The organism is Nitrospira sp. Nam80, assembly GCF_965152575.1.
Window position 1 is genome coordinate 447,891 of sequence record NZ_OZ224216.1, and the last position, 26,874, is coordinate 474,764.

General features: G+C 55.8%; 23 protein-coding genes. 19 read left to right on the plus strand and 4 right to left on the minus strand.

What is annotated here, in order from left to right; translation table 11 throughout:
* Window positions 1-21: 21 nt before the first annotated feature.
* From ACWGXE_RS02140 to ACWGXE_RS02210, 15 genes are all read left to right on the plus strand, one after another.
* Window positions 22-1,827, plus strand: a complete 1,806-nt coding sequence (locus ACWGXE_RS02140) for a GspE/PulE family protein (RefSeq protein ID WP_447600966.1) — start codon at window positions 22-24, stop codon at window positions 1,825-1,827.
* Between the two features lie 239 nt (window positions 1,828-2,066).
* Window positions 2,067-2,573, plus strand: a complete 507-nt coding sequence (locus ACWGXE_RS02145) for a pilus assembly FimT family protein (RefSeq protein WP_447600968.1) — start codon at window positions 2,067-2,069, stop codon at window positions 2,571-2,573.
* Window positions 2,557-3,144 carry a type IV pilus modification protein PilV gene (pilV, locus tag ACWGXE_RS02150; protein WP_447600969.1) on the plus strand — a complete coding sequence of 196 codons (588 nt, stop codon included), beginning with the start codon at window positions 2,557-2,559 and terminating at the stop codon, window positions 3,142-3,144. The genes ACWGXE_RS02145 and pilV overlap by 17 nt, the downstream gene beginning before the upstream one ends.
* Window positions 3,145-3,160: 16 nt before the next feature.
* A complete protein-coding gene (locus ACWGXE_RS02155; protein WP_447600970.1) occupies window positions 3,161-4,282 on the plus strand; it encodes a prepilin-type N-terminal cleavage/methylation domain-containing protein in 1,122 nt (373 codons plus the stop codon).
* Between the two features lie 20 nt (window positions 4,283-4,302).
* Window positions 4,303-4,932: a PilX N-terminal domain-containing pilus assembly protein gene (locus tag ACWGXE_RS02160; RefSeq protein ID WP_447600972.1), complete on the plus strand. Its 630-nt coding sequence runs from the start codon at window positions 4,303-4,305 to the stop codon at window positions 4,930-4,932.
* Between the two features lie 10 nt (window positions 4,933-4,942).
* Window positions 4,943-5,263, plus strand: coding sequence for a hypothetical protein (locus ACWGXE_RS02165; RefSeq protein ID WP_447600974.1), 321 nt, complete (start codon window positions 4,943-4,945; stop codon window positions 5,261-5,263).
* 155 nt (window positions 5,264-5,418) lie between these two features.
* Window positions 5,419-9,738: a pilus assembly protein gene (locus ACWGXE_RS02170; protein ID WP_447600975.1), complete on the plus strand. Its 4,320-nt coding sequence runs from the start codon at window positions 5,419-5,421 to the stop codon at window positions 9,736-9,738.
* Between the two features lie 158 nt (window positions 9,739-9,896).
* Window positions 9,897-10,763, plus strand: coding sequence for an Ig domain-containing protein (locus ACWGXE_RS02175; RefSeq protein ID WP_447600977.1), 867 nt, complete (start codon window positions 9,897-9,899; stop codon window positions 10,761-10,763).
* A gap of 103 nt (window positions 10,764-10,866) precedes the next feature.
* On the plus strand, window positions 10,867-11,943 hold the full coding sequence (locus tag ACWGXE_RS02180) for a PhoH family protein (protein WP_447600978.1): 1,077 nt from the start codon (window positions 10,867-10,869) through the stop codon (window positions 11,941-11,943).
* On the plus strand, window positions 11,943-12,404 hold the full coding sequence (gene ybeY / locus ACWGXE_RS02185) for an rRNA maturation RNase YbeY (protein WP_447600979.1): 462 nt from the start codon (window positions 11,943-11,945) through the stop codon (window positions 12,402-12,404). Before ACWGXE_RS02180 ends, ybeY begins: the two co-directional genes overlap by 1 nt.
* 56 nt (window positions 12,405-12,460) lie before the next feature.
* Window positions 12,461-13,375 (plus strand): signal recognition particle-docking protein FtsY, encoded by a 915-nt coding sequence (gene ftsY / locus ACWGXE_RS02190; protein WP_447600980.1) that lies wholly within the window; start codon window positions 12,461-12,463, stop codon window positions 13,373-13,375.
* 154 nt (window positions 13,376-13,529) lie between these two features.
* Window positions 13,530-14,309 (plus strand): response regulator, encoded by a 780-nt coding sequence (locus ACWGXE_RS02195; protein WP_447600981.1) that lies wholly within the window; start codon window positions 13,530-13,532, stop codon window positions 14,307-14,309.
* A gap of 99 nt (window positions 14,310-14,408) precedes the next feature.
* Window positions 14,409-16,505 (plus strand): M1 family metallopeptidase, encoded by a 2,097-nt coding sequence (locus ACWGXE_RS02200; RefSeq protein ID WP_447600982.1) that lies wholly within the window; start codon window positions 14,409-14,411, stop codon window positions 16,503-16,505.
* Between the two features lie 97 nt (window positions 16,506-16,602).
* On the plus strand, window positions 16,603-17,631 hold the full coding sequence (locus ACWGXE_RS02205; RefSeq protein ID WP_447600983.1) for a TolB family protein: 1,029 nt from the start codon (window positions 16,603-16,605) through the stop codon (window positions 17,629-17,631).
* Window positions 17,628-18,707, plus strand: coding sequence for a phosphatase PAP2 family protein (locus tag ACWGXE_RS02210; RefSeq protein ID WP_447600985.1), 1,080 nt, complete (start codon window positions 17,628-17,630; stop codon window positions 18,705-18,707). The genes ACWGXE_RS02205 and ACWGXE_RS02210 overlap by 4 nt, the downstream gene beginning before the upstream one ends.
* 29 nt (window positions 18,708-18,736) lie before the next feature.
* Here the strand turns inward: ACWGXE_RS02210 and ACWGXE_RS02215 are convergent, their stop codons facing one another.
* From ACWGXE_RS02215 to ACWGXE_RS02230, 4 genes are all read right to left on the minus strand, one after another.
* A complete protein-coding gene (locus ACWGXE_RS02215; protein WP_447600986.1) occupies window positions 18,737-20,554 on the minus strand; it encodes an ArnT family glycosyltransferase in 1,818 nt (605 codons plus the stop codon).
* Complete coding sequence (locus tag ACWGXE_RS02220; protein WP_447600988.1) at window positions 20,554-20,862, minus strand: lipid-A-disaccharide synthase N-terminal domain-containing protein; 309 nt, start codon at window positions 20,860-20,862, stop codon at window positions 20,554-20,556. The genes ACWGXE_RS02215 and ACWGXE_RS02220 overlap by 1 nt, the downstream gene beginning before the upstream one ends.
* Window positions 20,863-20,886: 24 nt before the next feature.
* Complete coding sequence (locus ACWGXE_RS02225; RefSeq protein WP_447600990.1) at window positions 20,887-21,633, minus strand: glycosyltransferase family 2 protein; 747 nt, start codon at window positions 21,631-21,633, stop codon at window positions 20,887-20,889.
* A 179-nt stretch (window positions 21,634-21,812) separates the two neighbouring features.
* The gene (locus tag ACWGXE_RS02230; protein WP_447600991.1) at window positions 21,813-22,442 is read right to left on the minus strand and encodes a hypothetical protein; all 630 of its coding nucleotides are present in this window, start codon (window positions 22,440-22,442) and stop codon (window positions 21,813-21,815) included.
* A gap of 107 nt (window positions 22,443-22,549) precedes the next feature.
* On the opposite strand from ACWGXE_RS02230, the gene ACWGXE_RS02235 reads away from it, so the two are divergent.
* The 4 genes from ACWGXE_RS02235 (at window position 22,550) to ACWGXE_RS02250 (ending at window position 26,835) form a co-directional block, all read left to right on the plus strand.
* A complete protein-coding gene (locus tag ACWGXE_RS02235; RefSeq protein WP_447600993.1) occupies window positions 22,550-24,016 on the plus strand; it encodes an SAM-dependent methyltransferase in 1,467 nt (488 codons plus the stop codon).
* Between the two features lie 260 nt (window positions 24,017-24,276).
* The gene (gene tatA / locus ACWGXE_RS02240; RefSeq protein WP_447600995.1) at window positions 24,277-24,567 is read left to right on the plus strand and encodes a twin-arginine translocase TatA/TatE family subunit; all 291 of its coding nucleotides are present in this window, start codon (window positions 24,277-24,279) and stop codon (window positions 24,565-24,567) included.
* Between the two features lie 47 nt (window positions 24,568-24,614).
* Window positions 24,615-24,914, plus strand: coding sequence for a twin-arginine translocase TatA/TatE family subunit (gene tatA / locus ACWGXE_RS02245; protein ID WP_447600997.1), 300 nt, complete (start codon window positions 24,615-24,617; stop codon window positions 24,912-24,914).
* Window positions 24,915-25,161: 247 nt separating this feature from the next.
* On the plus strand, window positions 25,162-26,835 hold the full coding sequence (locus tag ACWGXE_RS02250) for an alginate export family protein (RefSeq protein WP_447600999.1): 1,674 nt from the start codon (window positions 25,162-25,164) through the stop codon (window positions 26,833-26,835).
* The last annotated feature ends 39 nt before the right edge of the window (window positions 26,836-26,874 follow it).

Consider the following 26,874-nt stretch of genomic DNA (forward strand, 5'->3'; position numbering starts at 1 on the left):
CGACAATTTCCCAGGAGGCGAATGATGATGCCCATGCCGGGTGTGACTGTTGACATGAAGAAGAGGCGGGTGCCGGAGCGGCGCGGGGAGATTAGAACTTTGTTTGCAGAGGCGTTTGCCCCGTTGGTCAGCCATGGCTTTCTCCGGATCGAGGAATTGAAGCTCGCCATTGCCGACTCGCTTCGAAATGGGGTGGAGCTGGAGACTCTGTTGATCGATAAATTCCGTATTCCCAAGGAAATGTTGGGGCGACTGCTGAGCGAATATTTTGATTGCCCCTATCAAGGATACGACAGCCGTACACCCATTGACGCGGATCTGCTGAAGAATCTGAGTCTGGACTATCTCAAAAAGAATCGCTGGATTCCGATGCAACGGCGAGAGAACATTGTCGAGGTGTTGACGGATGATCCGCACAATGTGGAAAAACGACTTGATGTGCGCCGCGCATTTCCCGGTATGACCGTGCGCTATATGGTCGGCTTGCGACGGGACATCGATCAGTTTCTGTCTGTCGTGAGCGGAGATCACTCGGGAGACGTCATGACGGACATCCTGGGAGAGCTGGTCAGCGAGTCCGAATGGGAGGAACAGCAAAATGCGAACGTGGCTTCAATCAACGAAAACGATTCCGCGATAGTCCGATTGGCCAACCAAGTGATTGCGGAGGCATACCGGCTGGGTGCTTCGGACATCCACATAGAACCGTACGCCGATCGCAAAGAAACGATGGTCCGCTTCCGTGTCGATGGAAGTTGCTTCACTTATATGAAGATCCCCGCGGCCTACCGGCGGGCGGTAGTGTCGAGAGTCAAAATTATGGCCAATTTGGATATTGCCGAACGGCGCAAACCGCAGGACGGAAAAATACGATTCAAGCTGGCGATCGGAAAGGAGATTGAACTGCGGGTTGCGACACTGCCGACGGCCGGCTTGAATGAAGACGTTGTGATTCGGCTGCTAAGTACGAACGGGCCCCGATCGCTTCACGGAATGGAATTTCATCCCCCTACGAGAACCCTTATTGATACATTGGCTCAGCGCCCTCACGGGATCTTTTTGTGTGCCGGACCGACCGGATCGGGAAAGACCACCACACTGCACGCAATATTGGCCTCCATCAACACGGACGAGCGGAAAATCTGGACTGCGGAGGATCCGATAGAAATCACGCAAGAAGGATTACGGCAGGTCCAAGTGCATCCCAAAATCGGACTCACCTTTGCGGCGGCCATGCGGGCCTTTCTCAGAGCCGATCCCGATGTCATCATGATCGGGGAAATGCGGGACAAGGAAACCGCCGATATCGCCATCGAGGCATCGCTTACCGGCCACCTCGTGTTCAGTACGATACACACGAATAGCGCCGTTGAAACCGTGACGCGATTGCTCGATCTGGGATGTGACCCGTTCAATTTTTCGGACGCCATGCTCGGTGTGCTGGCTATGCGCTTGTGTAAGAGAATTTGTCAAGATTGCAGAGAGGCGTATGAGCCGACCGATGAGGAGTATAAGGAATTGAGGACGGGGTATGGGGCCGGTGACTGGCCGAAATTGATTGAGGAGTACAATATTCCTTTCCAACTCTATCGCGGGCGTGGTTGCGCCTCCTGTGCTGACACGGGCTTCAAAGGGAGGGTCGCGCTCCACGAGTTGATGGTGGGGTCTGAAGCGATTCAAGGGCTCATCCAAGGCCGTGCTCGCACAGCGGAGCTGCTTCAGGCGGCGCGACGTGAAGGAATGACCACATTGATTCAAGATGGAATCCGCAAGGTTGTGCAAGGCTTGACCACCTACAAACAAGTGAGAGCCGTAGTAGTCAAATAGCGGCGGGCTCGGCGGCGTAACTATGGACGCCGTTGAAGCCGTCGCCCTTCCGGTTGCCCTACCTCAAATCCCATGATCCGGTTCGTATCCTCGCCATGCTATGTACAGAAAGATGCGTGGCCGGTGACGAAATTTGTCGCAGGCGTCCGCGAAAGCGACTTGATTCTGTACCGGTCTTGATCGGTTAGAGATCGTAATTTCAATGTATTTCGGACGGCTGGCGTGAATGGCGACTCGGCATGGCCCTTGCTCCATCCGGCGTCGCCATGTGTGTGCATCCTAAACACAATCGATCCACACCCCGTCACGGATCCAACGGCTTTACGCTCGTGGAAGTCATGACCGTCAGCGCAGTGATCAGCATTCTGACGATGATCGCCATGCCGGCGTATCAACAGTGGAACGCGCGCTATCAACTGCGGCAAGCGACTGAGGAAGTAGCAGGCAACCTCAAGTTGGCGAGAATGGCAGCCATGAGTCGAGGGACCAGCGTCGTTGTGACGTTAGCAGTAGTGGGGGGAAAGGGGAATCTATCAACGGGCGGAGTATTTCCGCCAATTACACTCTCTGAAGGCGTCGTCGGTCTTACATCGACCACCGTGGGTTTCAGCCAGTTGGGCCTCCGAACCGGAGGCGGAGTAGGCAATCAAGTAATCCAGCTTACTTCGAACAGGGGGACGGTCTATTCCGTAGTCGTGACTCCGAGCGGAAAGATCAATTGGTGCAGGAATGCGACCTGTGCATGAGCAGTGTCATCGCCGGGTACTGGAAATGATCGGGGTACGAAGAAGCATTACGCACGAGATCAACAACGGATTCTCGTTGTTGGAAGCCATGGTCGCGGCAGGAGTGTTGTCGGTCGGGCTCTTAGGATTGGCGGGTATGCAAGGATTATCGCTGGGGAAAAATGTCGATGCCAATGAAATAACACGGGTAACGAACCTAGCCACCGATATTATGGAACGGATCCAGAACAATCGTCAGCGGGTCATCGAGTATTCCGGAATTGATACGGCAGCCGCCTGTCCCGTCACCTATTCGGATCCTGCCCCGCTCGGGCTCGGTACGACGATGCCCGTCGCGGCGGGCGCTCAGGGAGATTGTAATCAATGGCGGGCGGTCGTCGCTGCCTCCGGTTTGAACAATGTACGTGGAGCCATACAGGTGGCACGTCTCGATCCGAGCGTCACGATGAACGCTCAGACGATGCAGCGCGTCTCGGTCACGGTCAACATCAACTGGACAGGAACGCGAAGCGACCTCAGCACGCAACGGTCGAGATCCGCCACATTCGTCAGTATCATTGCGCCCGAATGACGGAAGAACGGTCACAGTGACGAACGGACATCCATATCATGGGAGAGTGATCGGAAACGACCGGGGATTCTCCCTTGTTGAGCTGTTGGCCGCGGTAGTCATCACAGCAGTTGTCGTGGCGGCGGCTCTCACCACCGTGGTATCGAGCAACCGCGCGAATCAAGTCAATAGTCAGGTCGCCGATACGCAGCAAAATGTTCGGGTCGCTATGGACATCATTTCCAAAGACATTCGTATGGCCGGTTTTAACTACAACGCGACCGATCCAACGACGCCGATCATAGGGGGATGCAGTTCCGGGGGGCGCCCGGTTGGACTTCTCCCTCAGGATCAAAATCCGGCGGGCGCCGACACCGGTCCGGATCGGGTGTCTCTCGTCGTGCCTCTTCTGACGGATACAGCAGCCCCATGGGGCCTCTCCGCAGCGGCAGGATCTGTACCGCCCAATCCCGTCGCTCCTTTTACGGTCATCACCCTGGCCGACGCGGCGATCACCGACATGGCGGCGCACGGCCTGGGAGTCGGAACAGTTGTATCGATCGGTGGAGCCGTGTCCCGACGGGTTTCCTCTACGACCGCCGGGACAATTACCCTGGATATGGCGGTGGACGGGCAATTTCCGATCGGCACTCCTGTGTATCTCCTGCAATGTATTCAGTATCAGATTGTCGCCAGCACAGCGACATGCGGAGCAGACAGCGCACCATGCTTGGTTCGCAATGGAATATCGATCGTTGATGGAGTTGAAGACCTTCAACTGGCCTATTCCTGCGATGGTTGCAATACCGCTCCGCCGAATCCAGCAGGGCCCGATGGTGTGATCGATGAATGGGACTCGCCTGCAAACGGGTTTACCAGCGGAGATTTTGTCTCCAACAGCACGTGGTCCGGAACTGCTCCGCTTATCAATATGACTCCGAATACGATCAAATTGGCTCAAATCAGCATTGTGGCGAGACAGACTCGAAATGATGAAGGAACTTCGGAGAGAGGCATGCGCGGGCAGAATTCATCAGGCCCCATCGTGGTCGGCGACCATGATCCTTCAAATCCCGGTGATCCCGGCTACAACTTTGCCAGCTATCAGCAGCAGCGACGCCGCGTCCTCACGCGGTCGGTCCAGCCACGAAATCTGTAGCGAGCAATGGAAGAGAAGTGATGATGAGCCTCTTTGGAATTGATCATCGGTCGTCAAACCAGCACGGCATCGCGCTCCTCACTGTCTTGCTCATGATTCTTCTACTGACGGTCCTTGGGGTTGCAGCAATTACCGTGACAGGGTTGGAAAACCGCATGGCCGGATTCTTCAGGACGACTGAAGCCGCCGCCGCTGCCGCTCAATCATGCGAAGGAACCGCCGCGAACATTATTCAGCAGACAATTGTTCCGCCGGGGCAGCTGCCGGCCAGCTTTCTGAATTCTTCCGTTCCTCCCGGTCCGGTACCAGCGGGTAATGGCCCTACCTTGCAGAGCGAGATCACCGGAGCGACGCTTCCATCTCCTCCGGCAGCAAGTGCCGGATTACCATCCGAGAATAGTCCAGACACAGCGTCGCCTGCGGGAGCCAATCTTATTCTCAACAATATCAACGGATTTACCGTCTATGGCGATATCGATCGTATGTACATTCATAACAAGCCCGGCATGGATCCGACCAAAGAGGGAGGCCAGGAGATCCTATATCGAATCACGTGCGTGGCGACCAATGCCGCGACCGGCGCCAACAGTACGGTGACTTCGGTCTATGGGTGCACGCTCTATTCAACCGGCTGTTACAAGAAGTTATAGGAGCGAAACGATGATGCTTCGAAAGCATTCGCTCGTCGGATGGCTGTGGACGATGGCTCTGTTCATGACGGCAGTGAGCCTTCCTTCATTTGGGTGGCCTCAAAGCCAGTTGCCGTTTTCTACCGGTGGATTCGAGCGGGGAATGGTTACAGAGATTCATCAGACCACTATAGAAATTGACAATAAGACATACGGCCTGAAACCCGAGGTGGTGATTGTGGATGACCAGGGGCAGCCGATCGAAATCGGCAGCGTGGTGACGAATGCGGAAGTGAAATTTCATGTGAAAGAGGGCCGCATTGATAAGATGGTCGTGAGCTTGCCTCGATAAGGGTCGGGCGAGTGCTCGATTTGAGAATGACGGAGGAACGCACCATGAAACCTCGGCCACTAACAAGCTTCTCGGCTCTTATCATATGCCTGGTGGCGACTCTCTGTGTTCCCATTCACGCGCGTGCGGTCGTCTCAAATGCTGACTACTCTTCGGTGCCTCCATTCGTATCCAGCGTCACGACTCCGAATATCCTATTGTTGCTCGATAACTCGGGTAGTATGGCCGGCCTGGCTTGTGATCCGAGCAACTGCGGCGTCCATGCCGACGGCACCATTGCGCCGGTCGTTCAAACGTACGTAGTCGATACGAAATATACCGGCTATTTCGATTCTATGACGTGCTATAGCTATGATCCCAGCGCAGGAGACACTCGGTTCTCCGTATCTTCCACGAAGGGGGCGATGACGACAGCCTGTGGGAGTACGGAATGGGACGGCAACCTTCTGAACTGGGCGACGTTTCGACGGTTTGATGCATTGAAGAAGGCTATGACGGGAGGAGATTGTGCCGTTGTCCGGGCGGCTGATGGAACGTGCCCGCCTACCGGTACACCGGCAAAGATTACGATCAAGGCTCAAACAGTCTTCGATTCGTCCAGCCGCGGTCATTTCACTATGACCATCCCAAAGACCGGCGCAAACGGCTATGTGGGACGGATTCCAACCGCTGCTACGCCGGGTACGCCCGCGAACATTCGCATACACATGCGGGGCGGAGTTGATAATATGGGAGGGACGTTTTGCGTGGATGATGATGGAACCGCCCCCTCCGACACCGCTTCTTCCTGTAACGACGGAGACGGCTTCACAGAATCGCAGTACCAGGTCAGGCTTGTGGTCAATACCGAGCCGACAGGCGTCATTCAACAGATTGGAAGTAAGGCCAGGTTCGGACTCTTTGAGTTTAAGGGCGCCGGGGATGGCGGTCGGGTGCTAGTGGGATTAGGGGGGCGACAATCGATTAATTTTTCCGATAACAACGTTGAAACATTCGGTACGAATACGGCTGCGATGCTGGATGCCGTGGGAGAATCCTATCCGTCCACGTGGACCCCGCTCTCAGAGTCTCTGTACGAGTCCGCTCGCTATATTGCGCAAATCAACTCCACTTTCTTAACGAATGCCTACGTATATCCGATCGCATTTTCAGGAGGAAATTCCAACGGGGTTGCGTTTCAAGCCACCGGAGCAGGCAGCATCGGAGCCCCGGAAATTTCGGCATTGACAGGTAGTGAAGCCTGTCCCGCAGGTTACATCACCAACGCATGCGGCCGAGATCCCTATTTCTTTGGAAGCAATCATACCCCCGCCTGGGCCACTAAATCTCAGGTGGCGACCTGCTGTCAGACGTTTGTCGTCATTGTGACGGACGGAGAGCCCACGCAAGATACCAATATACCGGCCGCATTACAGGATTATGCACACGGGGCGACTCACGGCATGCATTGCACCGGCGGCAGCACAACCATTCATACGGCGAACGGAACCTGTAATACGAATGCAGCTACTCCGGCGACGACCCTACTCGGAGAACACAAGACGGACTATGCCTCAAATGGAAGTCACTATCTGGATGACGTCGCCTACTGGATGCACACTGTGGATTTGCGTCAGGCGACGATTCCCGTGCTGAACGTGGCGGGACACGATATTCCAGGCACGCAGAACGTGACCGTGTACACATTCTTTGCATTTGGAAACATAGCCGGACGTGAAATCTTGATGCAGACAGCTAAAATGGGGGCTTTTGCCGATTCCAATGGAAACAACCGGCCGGATCTTTCGGCGGAATTTGACAAAGAGAACAACCTAACCGGCTCAGCGACACCGGATGGCCAGCCGGATGCCTATTTTGAATCGTCCAATGTTGACGACATTCAAGATAAGCTGCTGGCAACAATCGCGAGCATCCTTCGAAGAAGTTCTTCCGGCGCCTCTGTGTCGGTTCTTGCGACCGCTTCGACAGGAGAAGGAGCCTTATACCAATCATATTTTTATCCGACGACCTTGGAGCCTTCGACGCTCAACGATGTGAAATGGACCGGATACACGCAAAGCTTATTCATCGACACGTTCGGGAATCTTCGAGAAGACACGGACGGGAACAAGAAAATGGATTACAAGAACGATCGGATCGTAAAGACCCGGTTCGATACGGCGGCTAATCTTGTCAGGGTGGACAAGTTTGAAGATTTGAACGGAGACGGTCTCCCGGACGATAAAAACAGTGACGGTGTGGTTCGCTATCCCGAAGACTGTAATCCTTGCGATCGCCTTCTCAGCGATATTGTTCCCATTTGGGAAGCCGGAAAACAGTTGGCTTTAAAGGATGCAAGTACCAGAACGATTCTGACATGGGTGGATTCCGACCATGATGGTGTCGTCGATAACGGTGAACAAATCGACTTTACCACGGCCAATTCGGCAACGCTATATCCATACCTTCGCGCGGCCGATTCGACGGTAGCCAATAAAATCATTAATTTCATCAGAGGATGTGATGTCACGACGTGCCCGGATCAGGCTGGGCTCAGAGACCGTCGTCTACAGGTCCCTCCTCTAAGCGGAACGCTCAAGATCTGGAAGTTAGGGGACATTATTCACTCGACTCCTACCGTGGTCGCTGCCCCGAGGGATCGCTATGACGTGAAATTCGGCGACTCGACATACGGGGCCTATCTTCAGAAATGGTTCGATCGCCGGCAGGTCGCCTATGTGGGCGGCAATGACGGGATGCTCCATGCCTTCAACGCCGGGTATTACCATACCGGCGACGATCCCAGTACGGGGACAAGTTCCTCACCGGTCATTGAACACGGATATTTCACGCGAACCAAAACAGACAATTCGGCAGGACCGCAACTGGGCGATGAATTGTGGGGATTCATTCCCTATCAATTGCTCCCGCAATTAGCGTTTCTCGCCCAGCCCGATTATCAGCACGTTTATTATGTCGATCTTCCGCTGACAGTGGCGGACGTTCGAATCTTTACGCCGGATGCCGACCATCCTAACGGCTGGGGAACGATTCTGATCGGCGGCTTCGGTTTAGGCGGAAGCTGCGGAGCCTGCGTCGCCGGGACCGGAGCGCCTTCAATGACCGTCAACATCAGCGGGACCAACTATAACTTTTACAGTGCGTACTTTGCGCTCGACGTCACAAATCCTGATGTGGCTCCCAAACTGTTATGGTCTTTTTCCGATGCGGGGCTGGGTCTTTCAACAAGCGTACCGACCATCGTGAGAGTCAATCCGACCGGCGACACCAAGGCGAGCAATACGAATGCGAAGTGGTACATGGTAGCCGGGTCGGGGCCCACAGGGTATGGAGCGACCGCCGCGCAGAGCGCGAAGCTGTATGTGGTGGATCTGGCAAGCGGGCCAGGCGCGAACAATAGCCTTGTCACCACATTGGGGGTGGGAACATATAACTCCTATATAGGAGACCTTGTGGCCTTCGATAAGAATCTGGACTTTCGACACGATGCCGTCTATTTCGGGCGGGTCATCGATGACGGGACGTCGCCCTGGCGAGGAAAGGTCTACAGGCTGACTACGGCGCAATCAGCTCCATTTGGGGGAGCCACGAGTCCTACGGCGTGGGGCATTGCCTCCGGGGGCAACAGGGTGCCTACAGAGATGTTGGATACGTTCCCATCAGGCGCCAGTCCAGCCATGGAGATGGGACCGGTCGCCGCAGCGCCGGGATTGGCCATAGACGATGCGGCGAATGTGTGGGTCTTTGCAGGAAGTGGACGCTATTATTCCGCATCCGACAAAACTGATCTTTCCACACAGTATTTCGTCGGCTTGAAGGATTCGGTTCTGAACAATAATTGCAACCAAGCCGTCGGCGTTACGAACTGCATGGAGGACGATCTGGTGGATATGTCCGCCGCTAAAGTGTGCGTGATCGGTATCGGTGATTGCGGACAATCAAGCGGGACGAATCAGATTACCGGTGTGGCATCGGGAGTCAACACTTTCAGTCAATTGATCAACTACATTCAAAATAAGGACGGATGGTTTGTGCGTCTACTGGAGCCAGCCAATCCTCCCGGCCAACCGGCGCCGTATGGCATTGGTGAACGAGTCGTCAACCCACCCACGGTATTTGGCGGCATCGTCTTTTTCCCGACCTTTACGCCGACTAACGACGTGTGCGCCTCCTCTGGTACCAGCAAGCTGTTTGCACTCTTTTACAAAACCGGCAGCGCCTATCAAGAGCCCATTCTAGGGACGTCAGCATCCGGTGCGAATCAGAATGTCAGTGCATCCGTTTCGATCGGCACGGGATTGGCCTTCGGAGCGGTGGCTCACATTGGATCAGGGTCTGACGGGAATAGCCCCTTCCAGCTGCTCATTAATATGAGCCAAGGAAACTTTGCGACATGCGCAACATGCGCAGGCGGATGGGATGTGAGTGTGGCGGTTGACCCGCGTAGTCGGTATTTCTCATGGATCAACATGTGAGCACCGACGATTGCAAGAATCAGGATGGATTAGTATGGGAGATCACTCTCCCGCTATCCAGGATATTGTTGTATGCCTGTTTCCCGGTGGCCTTTATGGGCGGTTGTTCTCCGGACTCGCATACAACCTCACCTCTGACACCCGGAGAACCGTTACATGTGAACCATGCGCCGGTCATACGATCTGCTCGCGTCGTGCCCGTTCCTCCTAGTCTCGATGGCCCGGTATTCGTGGATATCGATGCAGAGGATGCGGATGGTGACTTTCTGAAATACGAGTATCGCTGGTGGGTGAATGATGCTGTTCTTCGTGATGCCACCACGTCAACGATTTCTGCGGGACTCCTGAAAAAGGGTGACAAAGTTACGGCGGAGATCGTGGCATTTGACGGAAAGGAAAGAAGCCCGGCTCTGACGACTGAGCCTGTAGTCGTTCAAAGTGGTAAGCCGGGTATCAGGCGCGTGAGTTTGGAATTTGAATCACGACCCGCCTCGGGTGCGCCTCGTTTGAGGGCCATGATGGATGCCGTGGAACAGGATCATGGAACGCCGGGATATACGTATCGCTGGTGGCGGAACGATACATTGGTAAAAGACGGCCATGAGGATTACCTTGATACCGCAGGGCTGGCTCGTAAGGATTCCATCTTGGTCGAAGTAATACCTGATGATCCGGATCTGAAGGGGACGATTTATAAATCGTCCCCCGCAGTCATCGGCAACGCTCCTCCGAGGATTCTATCCAATCCTTCCGCCCCGGATCGTCAAGGCCACTATGAGTACAGTGTGCAAGCACACGATCCGGACGGAGATTCACTCCAGTATGCTCTTGAAACGGCCCCACCCGGCATGATAATCGACAGCGCCTCAGGGCAAATCACCTGGACGGTTTCATCGGAACTGGCAGGAACTCATCGTGTAAAGGTAAGTGTTGATGACGGGCAGGGAGGGCTTGCCTGGCAAGAATTTGAAATTTCTATCCCCCCGGCGACCGAGCCTGTTTCCGTCCGGCCCGCCCGCACCTAGAACAGGGCGGACCGGTTCATTCCAATCCTATCGCACTGCTTGTCCACCTCTTTCCCGGTCTGTTAGAATTGCTTCAGACAATCGATAAAGGTGAAGAGAACGAGTGCGGAAAGTTAAACTACGCGAAGGAACGAATACCGCGGTCCTCTTCGGTCACCATGACCGGAATCTCAAGCTGCTGGAAGACGAATTCGGTGTACGCCTCTCGGCTCGAGGGGAAGAATTATCTATCGACGGCCTGTCGGAACCATCGCGACAGGTGGAGCGGGTCATAGTCGAGTTGGCTGCCTTGGCCAATGAGGGCTTTGATCTGACAGCTGAGGATGTCACTCATGTCCTCGCGGCGTTGCGACGCGAGCCAGACGCGTCAATAAAAGAACTGCTCTTTAATTCTGCTCCGATCGTCACGAAAAAGCGCTTCATCGTTCCGAAGACTCCCACGCAAAGGCGATACATCGATGCGATAGAAAAGTACGATGTCGTGATCGCCATCGGGCCGGCCGGGACAGGGAAGACATATTTGGCCATGGCCATGGCGGTCAGCGCTCTTATGAGAAAAGAGGTCAGTCGCATCATTCTCGCCCGTCCAGCCGTTGAAGCCGGTGAAAAACTGGGATTCCTGCCGGGCGATATGTATGCGAAGGTGAATCCGTACCTCAGGCCTTTATATGACGCGTTATTCGATATGATGGATATGGAACGGGCGAACAGGTTGATCGAACGGGGGGAAATCGAAATCGCGCCGCTCGCATTCATGCGCGGACGCACGTTAAATGACTCTTTTGTCATACTGGATGAAGCTCAGAATGCGACGGCGGAACAAATGAAAATGTTCCTCACTCGGCTAGGATTTCATTCCAAAGCCGTCGTGACTGGTGACATTACACAGGTGGATTTGCCGGCCGATCGTGTTTCCGGCCTGATCCAGATCCGGAATATATTACAGAACATCAGCGGGATCGAATTCGTATATTTCGACGATCGAGATGTGGTTCGCCATCGTCTCGTTCAGGAAATCATCAAGGCCTACGACCGCCACAGCGCCGCACAAGACTCAGGACATTCAGGTAAAATGGAATCACCGCCCCATTCTCCTTCATCATCCGGCATGCGATCACAGCATTCCACCCGTTCAGTCCGGCCATCCAAAGGCTCGTGGAATAAGGGCCAGTCCCATTAATGCCCATCGAGCTGCGTATTCGGCTTCGTAACAAGAAGCGGGTGCACCGGCGTGCCGTCACAAAGTTGGCCGAGACGCTTCTCGATGCGGTCGGAGAGTCCCGGTCTGAACTCGGCATTGAGTTGGTGAATGATCGCCGTATGCGGGGGTTGAATCGGCAATATCGTGCAAAGGATTCTTCCACAGATGTGTTGGCTTTCTCGATAAGAGAGGCTCCTGGCCCTGTCTCATTGCTTCTTGGGGACGTGGTCATCTCGATTCCAGCCGTGGCTCGACAAGCCAAGACCAGCCGACATTCAACAGATAAGGAATTCACGATTCTTTTGATTCACGGCATCCTTCATCTCTGCGGCTACGATCATGAGCGAGGACAACGAGAGGCCAAGCTAATGCATCGCAGGGAGCGCAGCTTGCTCAACCGAGTGCGTCCTTTACCGTGTCTCTTGAGCCGCCGGCAGTGAGAATATGGCGGCGGAGGAGGTGCTGTGGCCGGTAGACGGAAAGAGAGTTGTTAGCAATGGGATGGTTTCAACGGCTTAGTGACGGCCTGGCTAAAACGCGAACCACTGTCAAGGGACAGTTTGATCGTTGGCTGGGCCGCGCGCCGGATCAAGAATTATTGGATGATTTGGAAATGGCGTTGATCGGCGCTGATCTGGGAGTGGGGGTGGTGGACCGATTAATGACTCAGGTGAAGGCGGAGGCCCGGGGAGCAGAGGCAGCCACTTCGGAGGGAGTCCGTAATATATTGCGGCGGACGGTGTTGGATATCTTGAGGCCGGTCCAATCCCGCCCACTTGCCGAACTGGTTGACGGGGTCGCCAAGCCGTTCGTCATTCTGGCCGTAGGAGTCAACGGGGTAGGCAAGACCACCACAATCGCGAAGCTGGCCCAGCGTTTGTCCCTGGAAGGCAAGCTTCCTCTGCTTGTAGCCGCAGATACGTTCCGTGCCGCCGCCATCGATCAGCTTCAGATCTGGGCAGACCGCATAGGGGTCGGAATCATTCGGCATAGGCCGGGCGCCGACCCGGCCGCGGTGGCATTCGATGGTATTACTGCGGCGAAGGCGCGGGGCGCTGATGTGCTGTTGATTGATACGGCGGGCCGGCTCCATACCAAAGTCAACCTCATGGACGAACTACGGAAAGTGCAGCGTGTCCTGGCGCAAGAGATGCCGGGCGCGCCGCACGAAGTTTTACTGGTGCTGGATGCGACTCTGGGTCAGAACGCCCTTTCTCAAGCCAAGCAGTTCCATGAAGCTGTCGGAGTCACGGGGCTGGCGCTGACCAAACTAGACGGAACCGCGCGAGGCGGCATTGTCGTGGCCATTGCGGATGCCCTGAAGATTCCGGTGAGATTGGTAGGCGTGGGCGAGGCGGCCGAAGATTTACAGGACTTCAACGCACAGGCCTTTGTCGAGGCGTTGTTTTAGCCGATCCGTTCAAACGTCCTTCTGATCCTTATCCAGCGCTTTTTGTTGAATTCCTTCCTCTATTTCAAACCTCCGTGCTAGCCTGTTTCCATCGGCGGATGCTGCGCCCTCCACTGAGGCGTTGTTCCCATAATCATTCATATTACAAGGTCATATGAACACACTGTTGGTTATCGACGATGACCGCCTCAACTGCGACATGCTTGCGGCTGTCTTCTCGCGGCAAGGCTATCATGTTGTGGCCGCCACCAGCGGCCAAGAAGGATTGGTGCTCTTTCATCAGCGCCGTCCCCGTGTGACCCTGCTGGACCTGCGTATGCCGGGGATGGATGGGCTGACAGTTTTGAAGGAAATTCGCGCGCACGATCCGGCGGCCGGCGTGATTATTCTTGGCGGAGGCGCGACCGAGGATCAAGAGAGTCAGGCGCGGCAACTGCGGGTCACGGATTTCTTTCGCAAAGGCCTCTCGCTGGATATGTTGATCGCAGTTGTGGATCAAGTGGCGCGGCAAGGCACGCCTGAGAAAGTCGGATCGGAACTTCTCTCCACGGAGGGTCCGCCGCTGAACGAAACCATCTTGGTTGTGGACGATGAGCCACTCGTTCGAGACTTGCTGATGCGGTTTCTTAACTTACGCGGATACCACGTGTTGACCGCCAAAGAGGGAGCCGATGCATTGGCTCTTGCTGCGGAATGCAAACCGGATTTGATACTCCTCGATCTGGTTATGCCCGGGATGAGCGCGCTAGAGGTCCTCCGTTCATTAAGAGAAAAAGAGTATACCGGCGGCGTCATTCTTCTCACCAGTAATCAACGTGAAGGTCTTCTAGCGGATGCATGGGCGATGGGGCCGCAGGAAGTGCTCGTCAAGCCCGTTGATCTCGGACGCCTGCTTACCGCGGTTCAACTTGTGATGGTGTGTCGAGAATGTTAAGCTCCATCCCTTTCCGATCTAATGCGGTGACCGTTGAGCGCCTCTCGTTTGATAATCGCTGTCATATGTTTTGCCGCCGGATTTTGTACCGTTCCGGATATGGTCCGGTCTGCCGTTCAGGAACCAACATTTTCCCGCCATGAACTGTCTGTCGAACTCCGGCCTGATTCTCATGAACTGATTGCTACCGATCGGTTGATCGTCCAGAATCCGGATAGCCGCCAGGCTATAAGCTTCTCCCTCGCTTCTTCGCTTCAGATAGACGGAATTACAGCCACACCTCTCGCTGATCTCTCCGCCGGGGCCGGGCAGGCGATTCCATTTCGACGCGACGTGCCGAAGGGTGACCATGTGACGATCCAATTGCCGGAGTCTCGCGCCGAGTGGGTGCTCGAATGTCGTTATCGTGGCACGATCAACGATCCTCCTCGGGAGCCGCGCCATCTTCGTTTTGTCACGCCGAGCGAGACCGCCGGTCACATCGGCCCGGAAGGCGTCTATCTGAGCAGTGAGAGCAAATGGTATCCCGATCTGCCCGGTTCGCTGGCGTCGTATGAATTGGACGTTACCGCTCCGGCCGGCTGGGTGGCCATCAGTCAAGGCGCTGGGTCTGACGATGGCGGCCGCTGGAGTGTCACGGTTCAAAGTGAAGCGCTGACGCTGGTGGCCAATCGATTCACGGTGAGCACCCGTGATTGGCAGGCGTCCAATGGCCGGACGATCCGTCTTTCGACCTATTTGTTTCCGGAAGACGCGCACCTTGCCCAGGAATACTTGGACGCGAGCGAGCGATACTTGGAGGCCTATATCCCGCTGTTGGGACCCTACCCCTTTCCCAAATTCGCCGTCGTCGAGAACTTCTTCTCATCAGGTCTCGGAATGCCTTCTTTTACCTTGCTCGGCGCCGCCGTCATCAAGCGGCATTACACGCAGCCCTATGCTCTGGGGCATGAAATCGTACATTCATGGATAGGCAACGGCGTCTATAACCGTACAAATCAAGGGAACTGGGTGGAGGGGCTGACCACGTATTTAGCCAACTACTATTATCACGAACTCCTCGGCGATGAAGCCCGGGCACGAGAACAGCGTCGCCTGATGTTATTCGGGTATGCCGTGTACGTGCCGCCGGGTCGCGACTATCCCGTTGCCCGGTTCTCGCAAAAAACCGATGAAAGGGATAACGCGATTGGGTACCAGAAGACGGCCATGGTTTTTCACATGTTGCGTAGAGAACTGGGGGATGCCGCATTCTGGTCGAGCCTCAAGGCTCTGATTGCCGAGCACATGGGGGCCTACGCCGACTGGAACGATATTGAACGAGCGTTCGGCATAAGGAACGGCCGCGACTTGCGATGGTTCTTTGAACAGTGGGTGGAAAGGCCCGGCGCGCCAAGAGTCGTTATTGCGGAAGCTAAATTGCGGAAACAAGACGACTCGGTATCGCCGCCCGGAAGGTTCCTGCTCTCCGCCACGCTCGTGCAGCAAGGCGTGCCCTATCGGATTCCGGTTGATTTGCAAGTGAACATGGTCTCACAGGCTCCCGCGATGAAGAGGGTCGAGATATCGGATGCCTGGCAGACCTTCACGATTCCGGTCGCAATACCGGCGCACGATGTTATTCTCGATCCTGATTTTCATCTCTTTCGACGCCTTGAGCGCCATGAACTTCCGGCAATGCTTAACCTATTTGTGACCGATCCGGCGCGAACGATAAAAGCGGCGACAACGATGAATGGCGAGAACGCCACTCCATTTTCCGGCATCATCCAGCGTGTACGGAGTCAGGAAGGCACTAAACCGGAACCGGAACGGACCAGGATCGCAGATAGCTCCGGAAAGGAAACGAGGGACCATCCCGGATCCATCTTGCTGCTGGGATACGACGACGATGAAGCTAAACTGTTAGTCCGGGAGAGTTGCGGCGATCGATTTGAGGCGACTCCGGCAGGGTTCAAAGTTGCCGGAACGGCATATGAAGGGCTCAGCGCGGCTCTATTGATCTCGTGCCCGCGGCGTGGAGCGCCTGGGAGCGTCGTCTCGCTGCTCCATGGCATGACGCCCGAAGCCGTGTCAAAGGTGGCCCGACTTTTATTCTTTTACGGTTGGAACAGCTATGTGATCTTCAAGGATGGAATTGTTATGGCGAGAGGAGATTGGGACATGGATATGAAACGCGAGGTCGACATTGAATAGGAGGATCGCAGCATTCCTGAGGGGAATCATTTTGATGATCGCTCTTTCCTCGACATCATTCATTCTCGCGAGTCAGGATACGGAGAATAAGTCCGAGATGCCGACGGCTGGCGTCAAGTCGGAGCGGCATTTGCGCAACATCAGGCAGTTGACGTTCGGGCGGCAGAACGCCGAAGCCTACTTCTCGTTCGACGGCGGCAAGCTCATTTTTCAGTCAACGAATAATTGGGCGAAGGACACGTTTGCGGAAGCGCTGTCGCCGGCCGAGATGCCGCTGGGTTGCTATCAAATGTACGTCATGGACCTCGAAGGTGAGAAGGTCAGGATGGTCAGCACCGGCGTCGGGGCGACGACGTGTGGATATTTTTTTCCGGGGGACCGCCGGGTATTGTTTTCGTCCACGCATTTGAAAGGGCCGAACTGTCCGCCCAAGCCGAAGCGAGACGGGGTGTACCGATGGGCCCTTGATGATTACGATATTTTCTCGGTCAAGATCGACGGCCAAGGCATGCAAAGGTTGACCGCTACGCCCGGCTATGATGCCGAGGCCACGATTTCGCCGGATGGGAAGACGGTTGTCTGGACATCCGTCCGGGACGGCGATTTGGACATCTATGCCATGAATCTTGACGGGACGCACGTACGTCGCCTGACCGATGCGCTGGGGTATGACGGCGGGCCATTTTTTTCGCCGGACAGTAAACGGATCGTCTACCGGGCCCAGCATCCGAAGACTCCGGAAGAGATCGATCAATATAAAGCTCTCCTGGCGCAGGGCCTTGTTGAGCCGGGACAATTGGAAATTTTCGTCATGAATGCGGACGGTTCAAGCAAGCGCCAGATTACCAGTAATGGAGCGTCCAATTTCTCACCCTTTTTCCATCCCGACGGGACACGCATCATCTTCTCCTCCAATACTGAAACACGACATGAGCAAGGCCGGCCGGCGTTTCATCTCTACATGATCGGCGATGACGGCGCCGGGACTGAGCGGGTGACGTACGAAGGGCACTTTAACAGCTTCCCTATGTTTTCGCCCGACGGTAAACGACTCGTCTGGGTTTCTGATCGCGGCGCGCGCGCACCGGGAGAGTTCAACGTTTTCCTTGCCGACTGGGTGCCATGAGTGAACCGGGCGCCGGCCTCCCTCTGCACGATGCCGGTCCGCTGTCGTCCGCTCCTCCCGCCGGCACGTCCCGTCTTGCGGCTGCATTGTCCTTTCTGACGGTCGGCGCCTGTTGTGCGGCGTTGATGCAACTCGATGTCCCCCTCCTGCGGTTCTTTCGGTCTCTGGATCTTTCGTCGGTGCAACGCCTGGGAGACCTCGGGGAGAAAGTGGGAAACGGCGCCTCGTTGGTGGGGGTGAGCCTATGCCTGCTAGCGGTCGGATGGGTGGCCCGCAGGAAGCAATGGATGCTGGCCGGGATAGAAAGCCTTCTTGCGCATGGCTGTGTGGCGCTTGTGGTCAACGGCCTCAAGCATTTGATCGGTCGTCCGCGGCCGCGTCTGACGCATTCCGGCGGGTGGCAGTGGTGGCCGTCCTTTGAGTCGGGATTGGATTCATTCCCGTCCGGGCATACCTCTGCGACCTTTGCGGTGGCGACGGTGCTTGCGCGGCACTGGCCTGGGATTGGCTGGGTGGGGTACGGCCTCGCCGCATGGGTGGCGATGAGCCGGGTCTGGCGCGGATCACATTTCGCCACGGATGTCGTCGCCGGGATGGTCACCGGCGTCGTCGTCGGGACCGTCTTTGCCGCTCCGTTGCGCGAGTGGCGGAAGACATTATTGCAAGCGATGGTGCGTGTCACACCGATCGCGGTGATAATTACCTCAGCCCTATGGCTGGTTCTGCGCCGGGTGGATCACGTCTGGATGGACCTTCTCTTATCGGTCGGGGGGAGCTGTCTCATCGCGGCGGGTCTCTTGATTCGGTTCCGGATGGATCGCGCTCTAGAATCGGCCTGGAGTCCGGTGACGTATCGTGCGAGCACGGTATTGATTAGCTTGGGGCTGGCTTGCACGACCGGATCGCTTGTTCTTGTAAGCCTCGCAGGACTGGCCGCGTCGGCCTGGTGGTTGCAGGCCGTAACACTTCATGCCGCCGCTTCCCGGTTGCCACCTTGGAAAGCGCTCCATGTGTTGGGCATCACATTGGCCGCCCTGCTGATTCTGCAGCTCAAAGGCATCATTCCGATTCGGTAATTGTTCGACAGGCGGCCGGATCGCCGGCTTTAGTGCCCGGGAATGCGGACGGGCGGAGTATCGGGTTCGCTGGGAGGAGGAATATGAACCATGGATTGGCTCGCCAAGAGGATGTAGCCATAGCGCTGGAGGATGACGGGATAGTCGGCCGTTTCGACCGGGAGTTTCGACCTCAATGCCTGCGGGAGCAAAATCATGGTCCGTCCTGGTTGCGTGAGGTACTGGGCGATGTTGCGTTCCTCGTTAAGAGGAACCATGATGGCTTTGCGACGCGCATAGAATACGAGTGACGGCCGGGGTTGTCCATAGACAATGAGGCGATCTTGTGGCCCTAAATTCAGGCCCGCAACCTCCGCGAGCTTCTGCGGCGGTTCGATGAAATAATGATTGATGAGCGGCAAAGTGAATTGCGAGGCGACTAAAGTCATCATGGCGAGGGATGCGCCTGCGATCCAGAAGGCGGCTGGTCGCCGCGTCCGGCTGAGTCCGAAATAACTGACCAACGCCATGCCGAGCAGGAGAATCAACGAGATGATATAGGGGCCACTCCCGAGATGGATCTGCGCGGCGACAGGGAATTCATTGGTTATTTTTGCCGATAATCGGTCATACACACCCGGGAGGGCGGCAAACCCGAGTGCCAAGAGATAGCCGACACCGGTCATGGTGTGTATGGCTGCGCGAATGCCGGGCGTCTTTTGGTCGGTCAGGCTGCGTTGCCAGAAGGATGCGGTCAAGATCGCCGCGGCGGGAAACAGCGGAGCGATGTAGTGAGGAAGGCGGGTGGACGAAAAACTGAAAAAGAGGAATCCGGCAAAGAGCCAGATAGCCGCGAACCAGTCGAGCTGGTCGGCGCCCGCTTGATTGTGGTTCCAGGCCAAGCCGTTGGAACCGGTGTCAGGACTGGCCGCATCACGTCGCCGAGCGGCGCGCCAGCTGGTAAAGGCTTGGTACCAGGCAAACGGCAGCCATCCGCTCCACGGAAAGAATCCGAAGAGCAGAATCGGGATGTAGAAAAGAAGCGTGCCTCCATGACCCTCCATTGCGCCGAAAAACCGCCCCACCGTATCGGCACGCGCGGAGATGGTGTAGTGATCGCCATGAATCATCAGCATGGCGGCGTACCATGGCGCAGCCATGAGAAAGAACACCACCAGCCCAGTGAGCGGAAAGCCTCGCTGCCAAAAGCGGCCCCACCCGCGTACAAGCCAGAGGTACCCTGCCACGGTGATCAGCGGAATCAAGACCCCGACCGGTCCTTTTGTCAGGGTGGCGAGTGCCATGCCACCGTAGAACAGCCAGAGCCAGTGACGGGATGCGCCTTCGCCATGATAGCCGAGCCAGAATCCAAACAGCGCCAGCGTGACGAAAAGATTCAAGACGCTATCGGTCAAGGCCAGGCGCCCGAGGCCCAGAATCTCTATATTCAAGAGCAGCATCGCGGCTCCGAATAGGGCGACGACCGGCCCTCTACATCTGGCCAAGAACACGTACTGCAGCAGGATGAGGGCGGTCCCGGCGACAGCGGACGGAAGACGGGCCGCAAACTCGCTGACCCCGAACAGGTGATAGGACAGGCTCATCAGCCAGTAGAGGAACACCGGTTTTGCGAAGCGGGGTTCATAGTTGAAGGTGGGACTGATCCATTGCCCCTGTTCATACATCTCCCGACCCGCTTCCGCATTGCGGCCCTCATCGCGATCTGTCAGGCCGGTCGAGCCGAGGCCGAGAAAGAAAAGAGTTCCGGCAAGGAGCAGCAACAGCAGCAATTGTATCGGTTGCAGCGAACGAGCCTCCTTGGCGGGGGTAGCGGAAGAAGTTGCGGGGCCGATGCCGAGCGAGTTCATCAGGACTTTGAAAGGTGCGAGGGAGTCGTGGTGGGGCTGCTGGCCTGGCTGGGCTTGTAGATCAACATGAGGTTCCGAAGGTAGACCAATGCGCCGATGCTTTGGCCGGCGATGAAGACCGGATCCTTACGATAAATGGCATAGGCCAACGTAATGAGCCCGCCGATCAAACTCATGTACCAGAACGCGATCGGTACGCGACTTTGAGCGCTTCGCTCGGATGCGACCCACTGGATCACCCACCGCATGAAAAAGACGCCTTGGCCCAAGAATCCGATCGCCAACCAGATTGTTTCGGTCATGGTCATTGAGAAAGATCCGGAATCGCCGCGCTAGGTAGAACTCTTCGGCGTGCGGAGTCGGTATCGCAGACAGCGATGCTGCATCCAACGAACGGCGAGGAGATCGTAGAGTCCCTTGAAGAGCCGATTTCCCACGCCATATTTGGAGATGCCGTGCGTACGGGGATAATGCCGCACCGGCACTTCGGTCACGGTAAACCCATGCATGAGCGCGAGAGCCGGGAAAAAGCGATGCATGCCTTCAAACATCTGCAGTCTTGCCACGACGGCCTGCCGGAATATTTTCAATGAACAGCCCGTGTCGTGCACCCGGTCTCCGGTGATCGCGCTTCGAACCGCGTTCGCGATACGGGAAGAAATCTTTCGGACCGGGCTGTCGTGGCGGTTTGTTCGCCATCCGCACACCAGATCAAAATCCTTGACGTAGGCCAGCAAGGTTCCGATATCAGCCGGATCATTCTGCAGATCGCCGTCCATGGTGATCACCAGTTCGCCGGTCGATTGCTTGAAGCCGGCGTCGAATGCGGAGGACTGGCCGTAGTTCCGGTCAAAATGAATCACGCTCACCTCGGGATGCCGCGCAGCCAATTGATCAAGCGCCTCCCCGCTGCCGTCGGTGCTGCCATCGTCGATAAAGACAATTTCGAAGGGAGCCGATCGGGACTCATCCCGTGATGTAAGAGCCTTCAGTAGCTGCTCCGTCAGCGGAATCAGATTCTCTCGCTCATCCTTGATGGGGATGACGACAGAGGCCCATGGGCGGGAAACTCCAGTCATGGAGAAAGACGGCTTTCTCGACAATCTTGCGCGGACACGTCGCGCATTCTACAGAAGGCTCAAACAAGGGTCAAACTCCTGGGCGTGCGATCGAGATCTTCACTTGAGTCTCGAGCGGGCATCCATTGCCGAAGCTCGAAATAGCCGGATAAAGCGACGATATGAATCGGCACAGGAGATTAGGGCCCCGGCACCAGAGAAGAGGCGGAAGGTGTCGGCATCCCGGCTATCGTAAACCGCATCGTGCCCATCAGCGTCATCTCATTCACCTGTTCGCCGGCATGAATCAGAATCTTATAGCGACCCGGTTTCCATCCTTCCTGGGGAGCTAACAATTTCAAGTACCCTGTATCATCTTCCAACGCCACATACATCGCATCCTGACTCACAAGGGTGTCCCGATCCAATCCGGACACGTCCTCCGGATAGCAAAGCCCGAACAACTGAAAAGATTGGTAGTGCTGATGCAATTTGAACACGATAAAAACAGGAGCCGAATCGGAGTGGAACTGTTCCGTGGGTCTGACCGGGACGATTTCATGAGTCCGCTGGGAGCCCAGCTCCTCCTCAAAGGATTCCGACAGAACAATGGAGCGAAACATCCCTTCAGGGGGAGCGTCGAAGTCGTACTGGTGCATGTCTTGCGTGCGATTTTGATACTCAGGAATCGGCACGTTGCGGGTGAGCGGCAATTCCTCAGCCCACACGAGCGCGGCATTAAATGCGAACACGCAGGCCACGAATAGCGATGTGAGCGGCCGGCGCAGGACGTCCGGAAGGCAGATCATTCCCATAATGACGTGGTACACCGGCTTCCCCGACGCTGTCAAGAAAGCCGGCGCCCTTCCACCGGCTCAGGTTGCAGCTAAAAATCTCTTCCTGTTAAAATCCGCCTTTCTTTTACGGACGAATGAAAATGGAACAACAGATCGCCGGACAATTACAAGACCTGGACGCGCTGCCGCAACCGCTCGGAGATTATCGTGCGGTAGATCTTTGGCAAGCCCACATCAATTACCTGTTTTACCGTCTCAGAGGAAAACAGCTTCACGCCTATTCGCAGACCTTTGCATCCGGAGATTTTCGGCTCGGCCACGCGTTGGCCATCGATTACTACGAAAAGGCCTTGCAGCGGGACGGCGTTGCCGCAAAGGGAAGCCTGAAGCAGGCCAACTCTTCACAGCCTGCCGCCATCCCGTTGACTATCATGGAATGGGGGCCGGGTAATGGCAACCTGGCCGCCTGTTTTCTGACGCATCTGAGAACGCTGGATGAAGAGGGACGGCTCTATCCCCGCGTGCGATATCTTTTGATCGATTCTCATCCTGAGACGTTGGACGCTGCGCGGGCTCACCCGGATTTGTCGTCTCATCTGAACCAAATAGAGGTGCTCTGCGCAGATGTTCAGCAACTGCAATCCGTTCGAGACCACTCGGTCGACCGGATTTTCTGCAACGAGTTGTGGAACGATCTGCCGACCAAACTGCTCGTGAAAAAAGATGGCGAGGTTGAGGAAGAACATCTCAGGCCGAATTTGAGCGAGGAAAAGACAGCCGCCATATCGAATTGGTCGGAATTCATTCGCCTGTTTGCCGACAAAGACGTCCGGGCGCTGCAAGCATTTCCGCCGTTTTTCGATGACATTATCTGGGAAAAGGAGTATCACAAAATCGAATGGAAGGACGTCCTATTCCGGAAGACCATCAGCGAATTTCTCAAGCTCATTGATGAGCAGGTGCTGGTGCCGGTGAATCTGGGCGCTTCTGCCACAATCCGGGAAGCGAAGCGTCTCCTCGCTCCTGATGCCATAGGTTTCAGCAGCTTCGATGCGGGCACGTCCGACATGGCCGTGCTCAACGACCCGGAGAAGCCCTGCTACGGTCAATTCGGCGGTCAGTACAGTTTTATGGTCAACTTTGCACTCCTTGGAATGGTGGCCAAACATCTAAACGTATCTGCCGTCATGACAGAGCCCCAGCGGGAATTTGTAGGGAGCCGGCTATGCACGAACGTCATCACGTTGATGGATCTGCTCGCCTGCCACCCGCTTGCAGGAACCAAGGCCGAGCCATGGCAACTGGATCGCCTGACCATTCGCACGATTCATGCTCTGAATGCCGTCTACGAGAGCCCGTATGAACGGACTTTGGATTTTCCATTGCGCAGCGAAATGCCTTCCCAGGAACGGGACGCACTGCAAGCCACATTGGCTTCACTGAAACGACAGGGTGTTCCGGACACGGTCGCATACCTCACAGAAGAGGAACTCTTGCGCGCGCAGAGCGAGCTCCAAGACATCGGGTACGATCGAGAATCAATCCAAATGGTGCTTGGGGCGCCCCCCGCGCCGATTGATTACTGTCATTTCTTTTTTCGTCCCTGACATTGCTGAACTTTTCCTTGGACCGTTTGGTCGAAGCCTTGAAGTTTCCAAGAGAATCTGCTTGACTATTTGAGGGAAGTTCTATAGCCTCTCCCGCAATTTTGATGAGGACGCCTGCCGTGCGGGAGCAGGTCACTATTCGTAAAGGTCGAGTCCGCAGATCGCGCATCGCAAGATCGACCGGCTGGGCGTCCCAATGTTGCTCCCTTCCGGGACCCTGTTTATTGGGCGGGAGCCGCCATTAAGGAGCTTGTCACACCATGTTTGGCTCATTTGGATGGATGGAGTTGCTCTTGATCTTGATCATCGTCCTGATTATTTTTGGGGCGGGAAAGATTCCGCAGCTCGGAGAAGGTCTCGGAAAAGCGATCAAAGGATTCAAGAAATCCGTCAATGAAGCAGACGCCATCGATGTCACGGCATCGACGTCGGAACCGCAGCAGCCCGCTGCGCCACCTGCCCAAATCCAGCAACCAACGCAATCCGCTGCTCCGCCGCCCGCTCAACCGGCGGCGACGACGGCGCCACAGCAACGTGCGACGCAGGGATGATGACGGCCAGGAGAGCCCAGAACATTCGGCTTGTGAGCGGATGAATTATGTTTGGTCTCGGTGCCGGAGAAATCCTCATCATTCTCATCATCGCGTTTCTTCTGTTCGGCCCCAAGCAACTGCCCGAAATCGGTCGTCAAGTCGGGAAAGCTGTCAAAGGGTTCAAGGAAACCGCCGACGATCTCAAGAAGACCGTTGAACCTGAACTGAATATGATTCAGCAGGAAGTTAAAATGGTCGAGCAAGACTTCCAGGCGTCGATGAAAGAAGCCGAAGACGAGATCAATACAGCGACCAGCGGAGTCGAGCGGGCGGCAGAAGAGTCGGGTCTGCCGAAACAACTGTAACCCTACGCAGGGCGATTCTTAATGAAAGGGGGTGGCTGGCGTCATCGCAATTCGACATTGGTCTGTGCCAGTGTCCGGTCGCGGAGAGCGCATATGACAGGCCGGAGAAGGGGGCACTTCAGTCTCCGGAAAAATTTGAGTCGCACATAAGAAGTTGCTTCATAGTGCAACAGCGGTTGGATGTTCGAGTCGGCAGCCGGCGTGGGTGGGACATTAAGGCTGCCATCCAATTCACAGGAGGAACGCTATGAGAAGCATCCAAGGATGGAAAAGGTGGGCCCGTTGGGCCACCATGGTTGGAGCTGCGGCGGTGGCCGTTTTGCAGCTCATGACAGTACCTGCCTTTGCCGGGTTCGAATTACCGCCCGGAGAACGAATCACGAATCTGCCAGCAATTCCCCGCAACATGCCTCAAAAAGAGGCCTATGAATTGTACGATCCAGTCATTGGACGAAACTTCGATATCAAGAATCTTTGGATGAGAGCCGACCTGCGCGTCAGGCCGGAAATGCGAAACAACACCTGTTTCGGCGGGGCGATTCTCGCCGGAGGCGCCTGTAACACGTTCGGCGGCGCCAATGCCCGAGGCGCGGCGCCGAACTCGGGCGCGACCGCGGGGAATAAAGGCAACGACTTCTTTGTGCAACAGTGGATCAGGCTTGGTATCGGCTACGATTTGTCGCCGGATGTGAACTTCTACATGGAAATCATCGACTCGGCGACATGGGGCGGCAATGGCAACGCGCTGAATGCCGGAAACGGGGGCGACCCGCTGAACCACAACTGTTCGTCTACTGCGAACGGAGCCTGCCGGCTCGGCGTGCGTGCGGCCTACATGTTGGTCAGGAATCTGGCCGGCGTTCAAGGCCTGAGCATGAAGGTCGGTCGGCAGTATGTGATTTTCGGCAATCACTCGCTGTTCGGCCACTTTGACTGGGCGAATACCGGTTATTCGCATGACGGTGTCATGTTCGCCTATCAGACGAAGACATTCGACAGCTATTTCGGTTGGTTCCGCAATTCGGAGACAGACATTGCACAGGCAGCGCCGGTCGGAAGCGGCGGGCCGAATATCGCCGGCACGAGCGGAAGAGACGCGAATCGCGATGCGGATATGTTTATCTTTTATAATCAGTACAAGGCCATTCCCGGGTTCGTGATCGAACCGTACTATGTTTACTATAAGAACAATCTCGGCTCTGCGGACAATGCGGCTCAAGGACTTGGTACCGCGAAGCATTCGAACCAGACGCGGCACATGGTCGGCGGCCGGGTGGAAATGCGAAAAGGCGGGTGGGACTTCTCGAGCGAGACGGCCTGGCAATTCGGTCAAATGGGACAGGTCGGAGCTTGTAGCGGCGAGCAAAAATGCTTGCACATCAACGCCTGGGCCACCAGAAACTGGGTCGGCTACACGGCCTACGACTGGAAGTGGAAACCTCGCCTGGCATTTAACTTCGACTACGCCTCCGGCGATAGCCGGAACAATACCTGCGGCGCGACTCCCGGTTCTTGTTCGACCGCCAATACGTTTGAAAACTTTTTCCCGACCAACCATATCCATATGGGATACATGGACGTCCAAGCCTGGAAAAATATGTTGTCCCCATCGGTGAATTTCCAGGCTCGTCCGTCGGCGAGAGACCATATCGAAATCTGGTATACGAACCTGAATCTCGCCAACTCGAAAGATTGTTGGTATCGGGGCGCTCAAGGATGCTATGTGTTTTCGAATGCCACCAACACCAAGAAGCATGTCGGCGACGAAATCGACGTGACATGGACCAGAATGTTTGCCGATGGCAAAGTGGCCCTTCAGGCCACCTATGGCACATTGTTCGCGGGAGGCTATCTGACCAGCACCTTGAATCAACAAGTCAACCAACATTGGGCCTATGTCTCACTTTGGATGAACTTCTAGTTGAGGCCGGAGCAGCAAGCAGACGGCTGCTCAAGCGAC

Coding starts and splice junctions, on each gene's coding strand:
- ACWGXE_RS02140 (WP_447600966.1), top strand. CDS start 22: ATGATGATGCCCATGCCGGGTGTGACTGTTGACATGAAGAAGAGGCGG.
- pilV (WP_447600969.1), top strand. CDS start 2,557: ATGCGACCTGTGCATGAGCAGTGTCATCGCCGGGTACTGGAAATGATC.
- ACWGXE_RS02225 (WP_447600990.1), bottom strand. CDS start 21,633: ATGACTGGAGTTTCCCGCCCATGGGCCTCTGTCGTCATCCCCATCAAG.
- tatA (WP_447600997.1), top strand. CDS start 24,615: ATGTTTGGTCTCGGTGCCGGAGAAATCCTCATCATTCTCATCATCGCG.
- ACWGXE_RS02220 (WP_447600988.1), bottom strand. CDS start 20,862: ATGACCATGACCGAAACAATCTGGTTGGCGATCGGATTCTTGGGCCAA.
- ybeY (WP_447600979.1), top strand. CDS start 11,943: ATGCCCATCGAGCTGCGTATTCGGCTTCGTAACAAGAAGCGGGTGCAC.
- ACWGXE_RS02215 (WP_447600986.1), bottom strand. CDS start 20,554: ATGAACTCGCTCGGCATCGGCCCCGCAACTTCTTCCGCTACCCCCGCC.
- ACWGXE_RS02200 (WP_447600982.1), top strand. CDS start 14,409: ATGGTCCGGTCTGCCGTTCAGGAACCAACATTTTCCCGCCATGAACTG.
- ACWGXE_RS02195 (WP_447600981.1), top strand. CDS start 13,530: ATGAACACACTGTTGGTTATCGACGATGACCGCCTCAACTGCGACATG.
- ftsY (WP_447600980.1), top strand. CDS start 12,461: ATGGGATGGTTTCAACGGCTTAGTGACGGCCTGGCTAAAACGCGAACC.
- ACWGXE_RS02145 (WP_447600968.1), top strand. CDS start 2,067: ATGGCCCTTGCTCCATCCGGCGTCGCCATGTGTGTGCATCCTAAACAC.
- ACWGXE_RS02165 (WP_447600974.1), top strand. CDS start 4,943: ATGATGCTTCGAAAGCATTCGCTCGTCGGATGGCTGTGGACGATGGCT.
- ACWGXE_RS02235 (WP_447600993.1), top strand. CDS start 22,550: ATGGAACAACAGATCGCCGGACAATTACAAGACCTGGACGCGCTGCCG.
- ACWGXE_RS02210 (WP_447600985.1), top strand. CDS start 17,628: ATGAGTGAACCGGGCGCCGGCCTCCCTCTGCACGATGCCGGTCCGCTG.
- ACWGXE_RS02160 (WP_447600972.1), top strand. CDS start 4,303: ATGATGAGCCTCTTTGGAATTGATCATCGGTCGTCAAACCAGCACGGC.
- ACWGXE_RS02250 (WP_447600999.1), top strand. CDS start 25,162: ATGAGAAGCATCCAAGGATGGAAAAGGTGGGCCCGTTGGGCCACCATG.
- tatA (WP_447600995.1), top strand. CDS start 24,277: ATGTTTGGCTCATTTGGATGGATGGAGTTGCTCTTGATCTTGATCATC.
- ACWGXE_RS02205 (WP_447600983.1), top strand. CDS start 16,603: ATGCCGACGGCTGGCGTCAAGTCGGAGCGGCATTTGCGCAACATCAGG.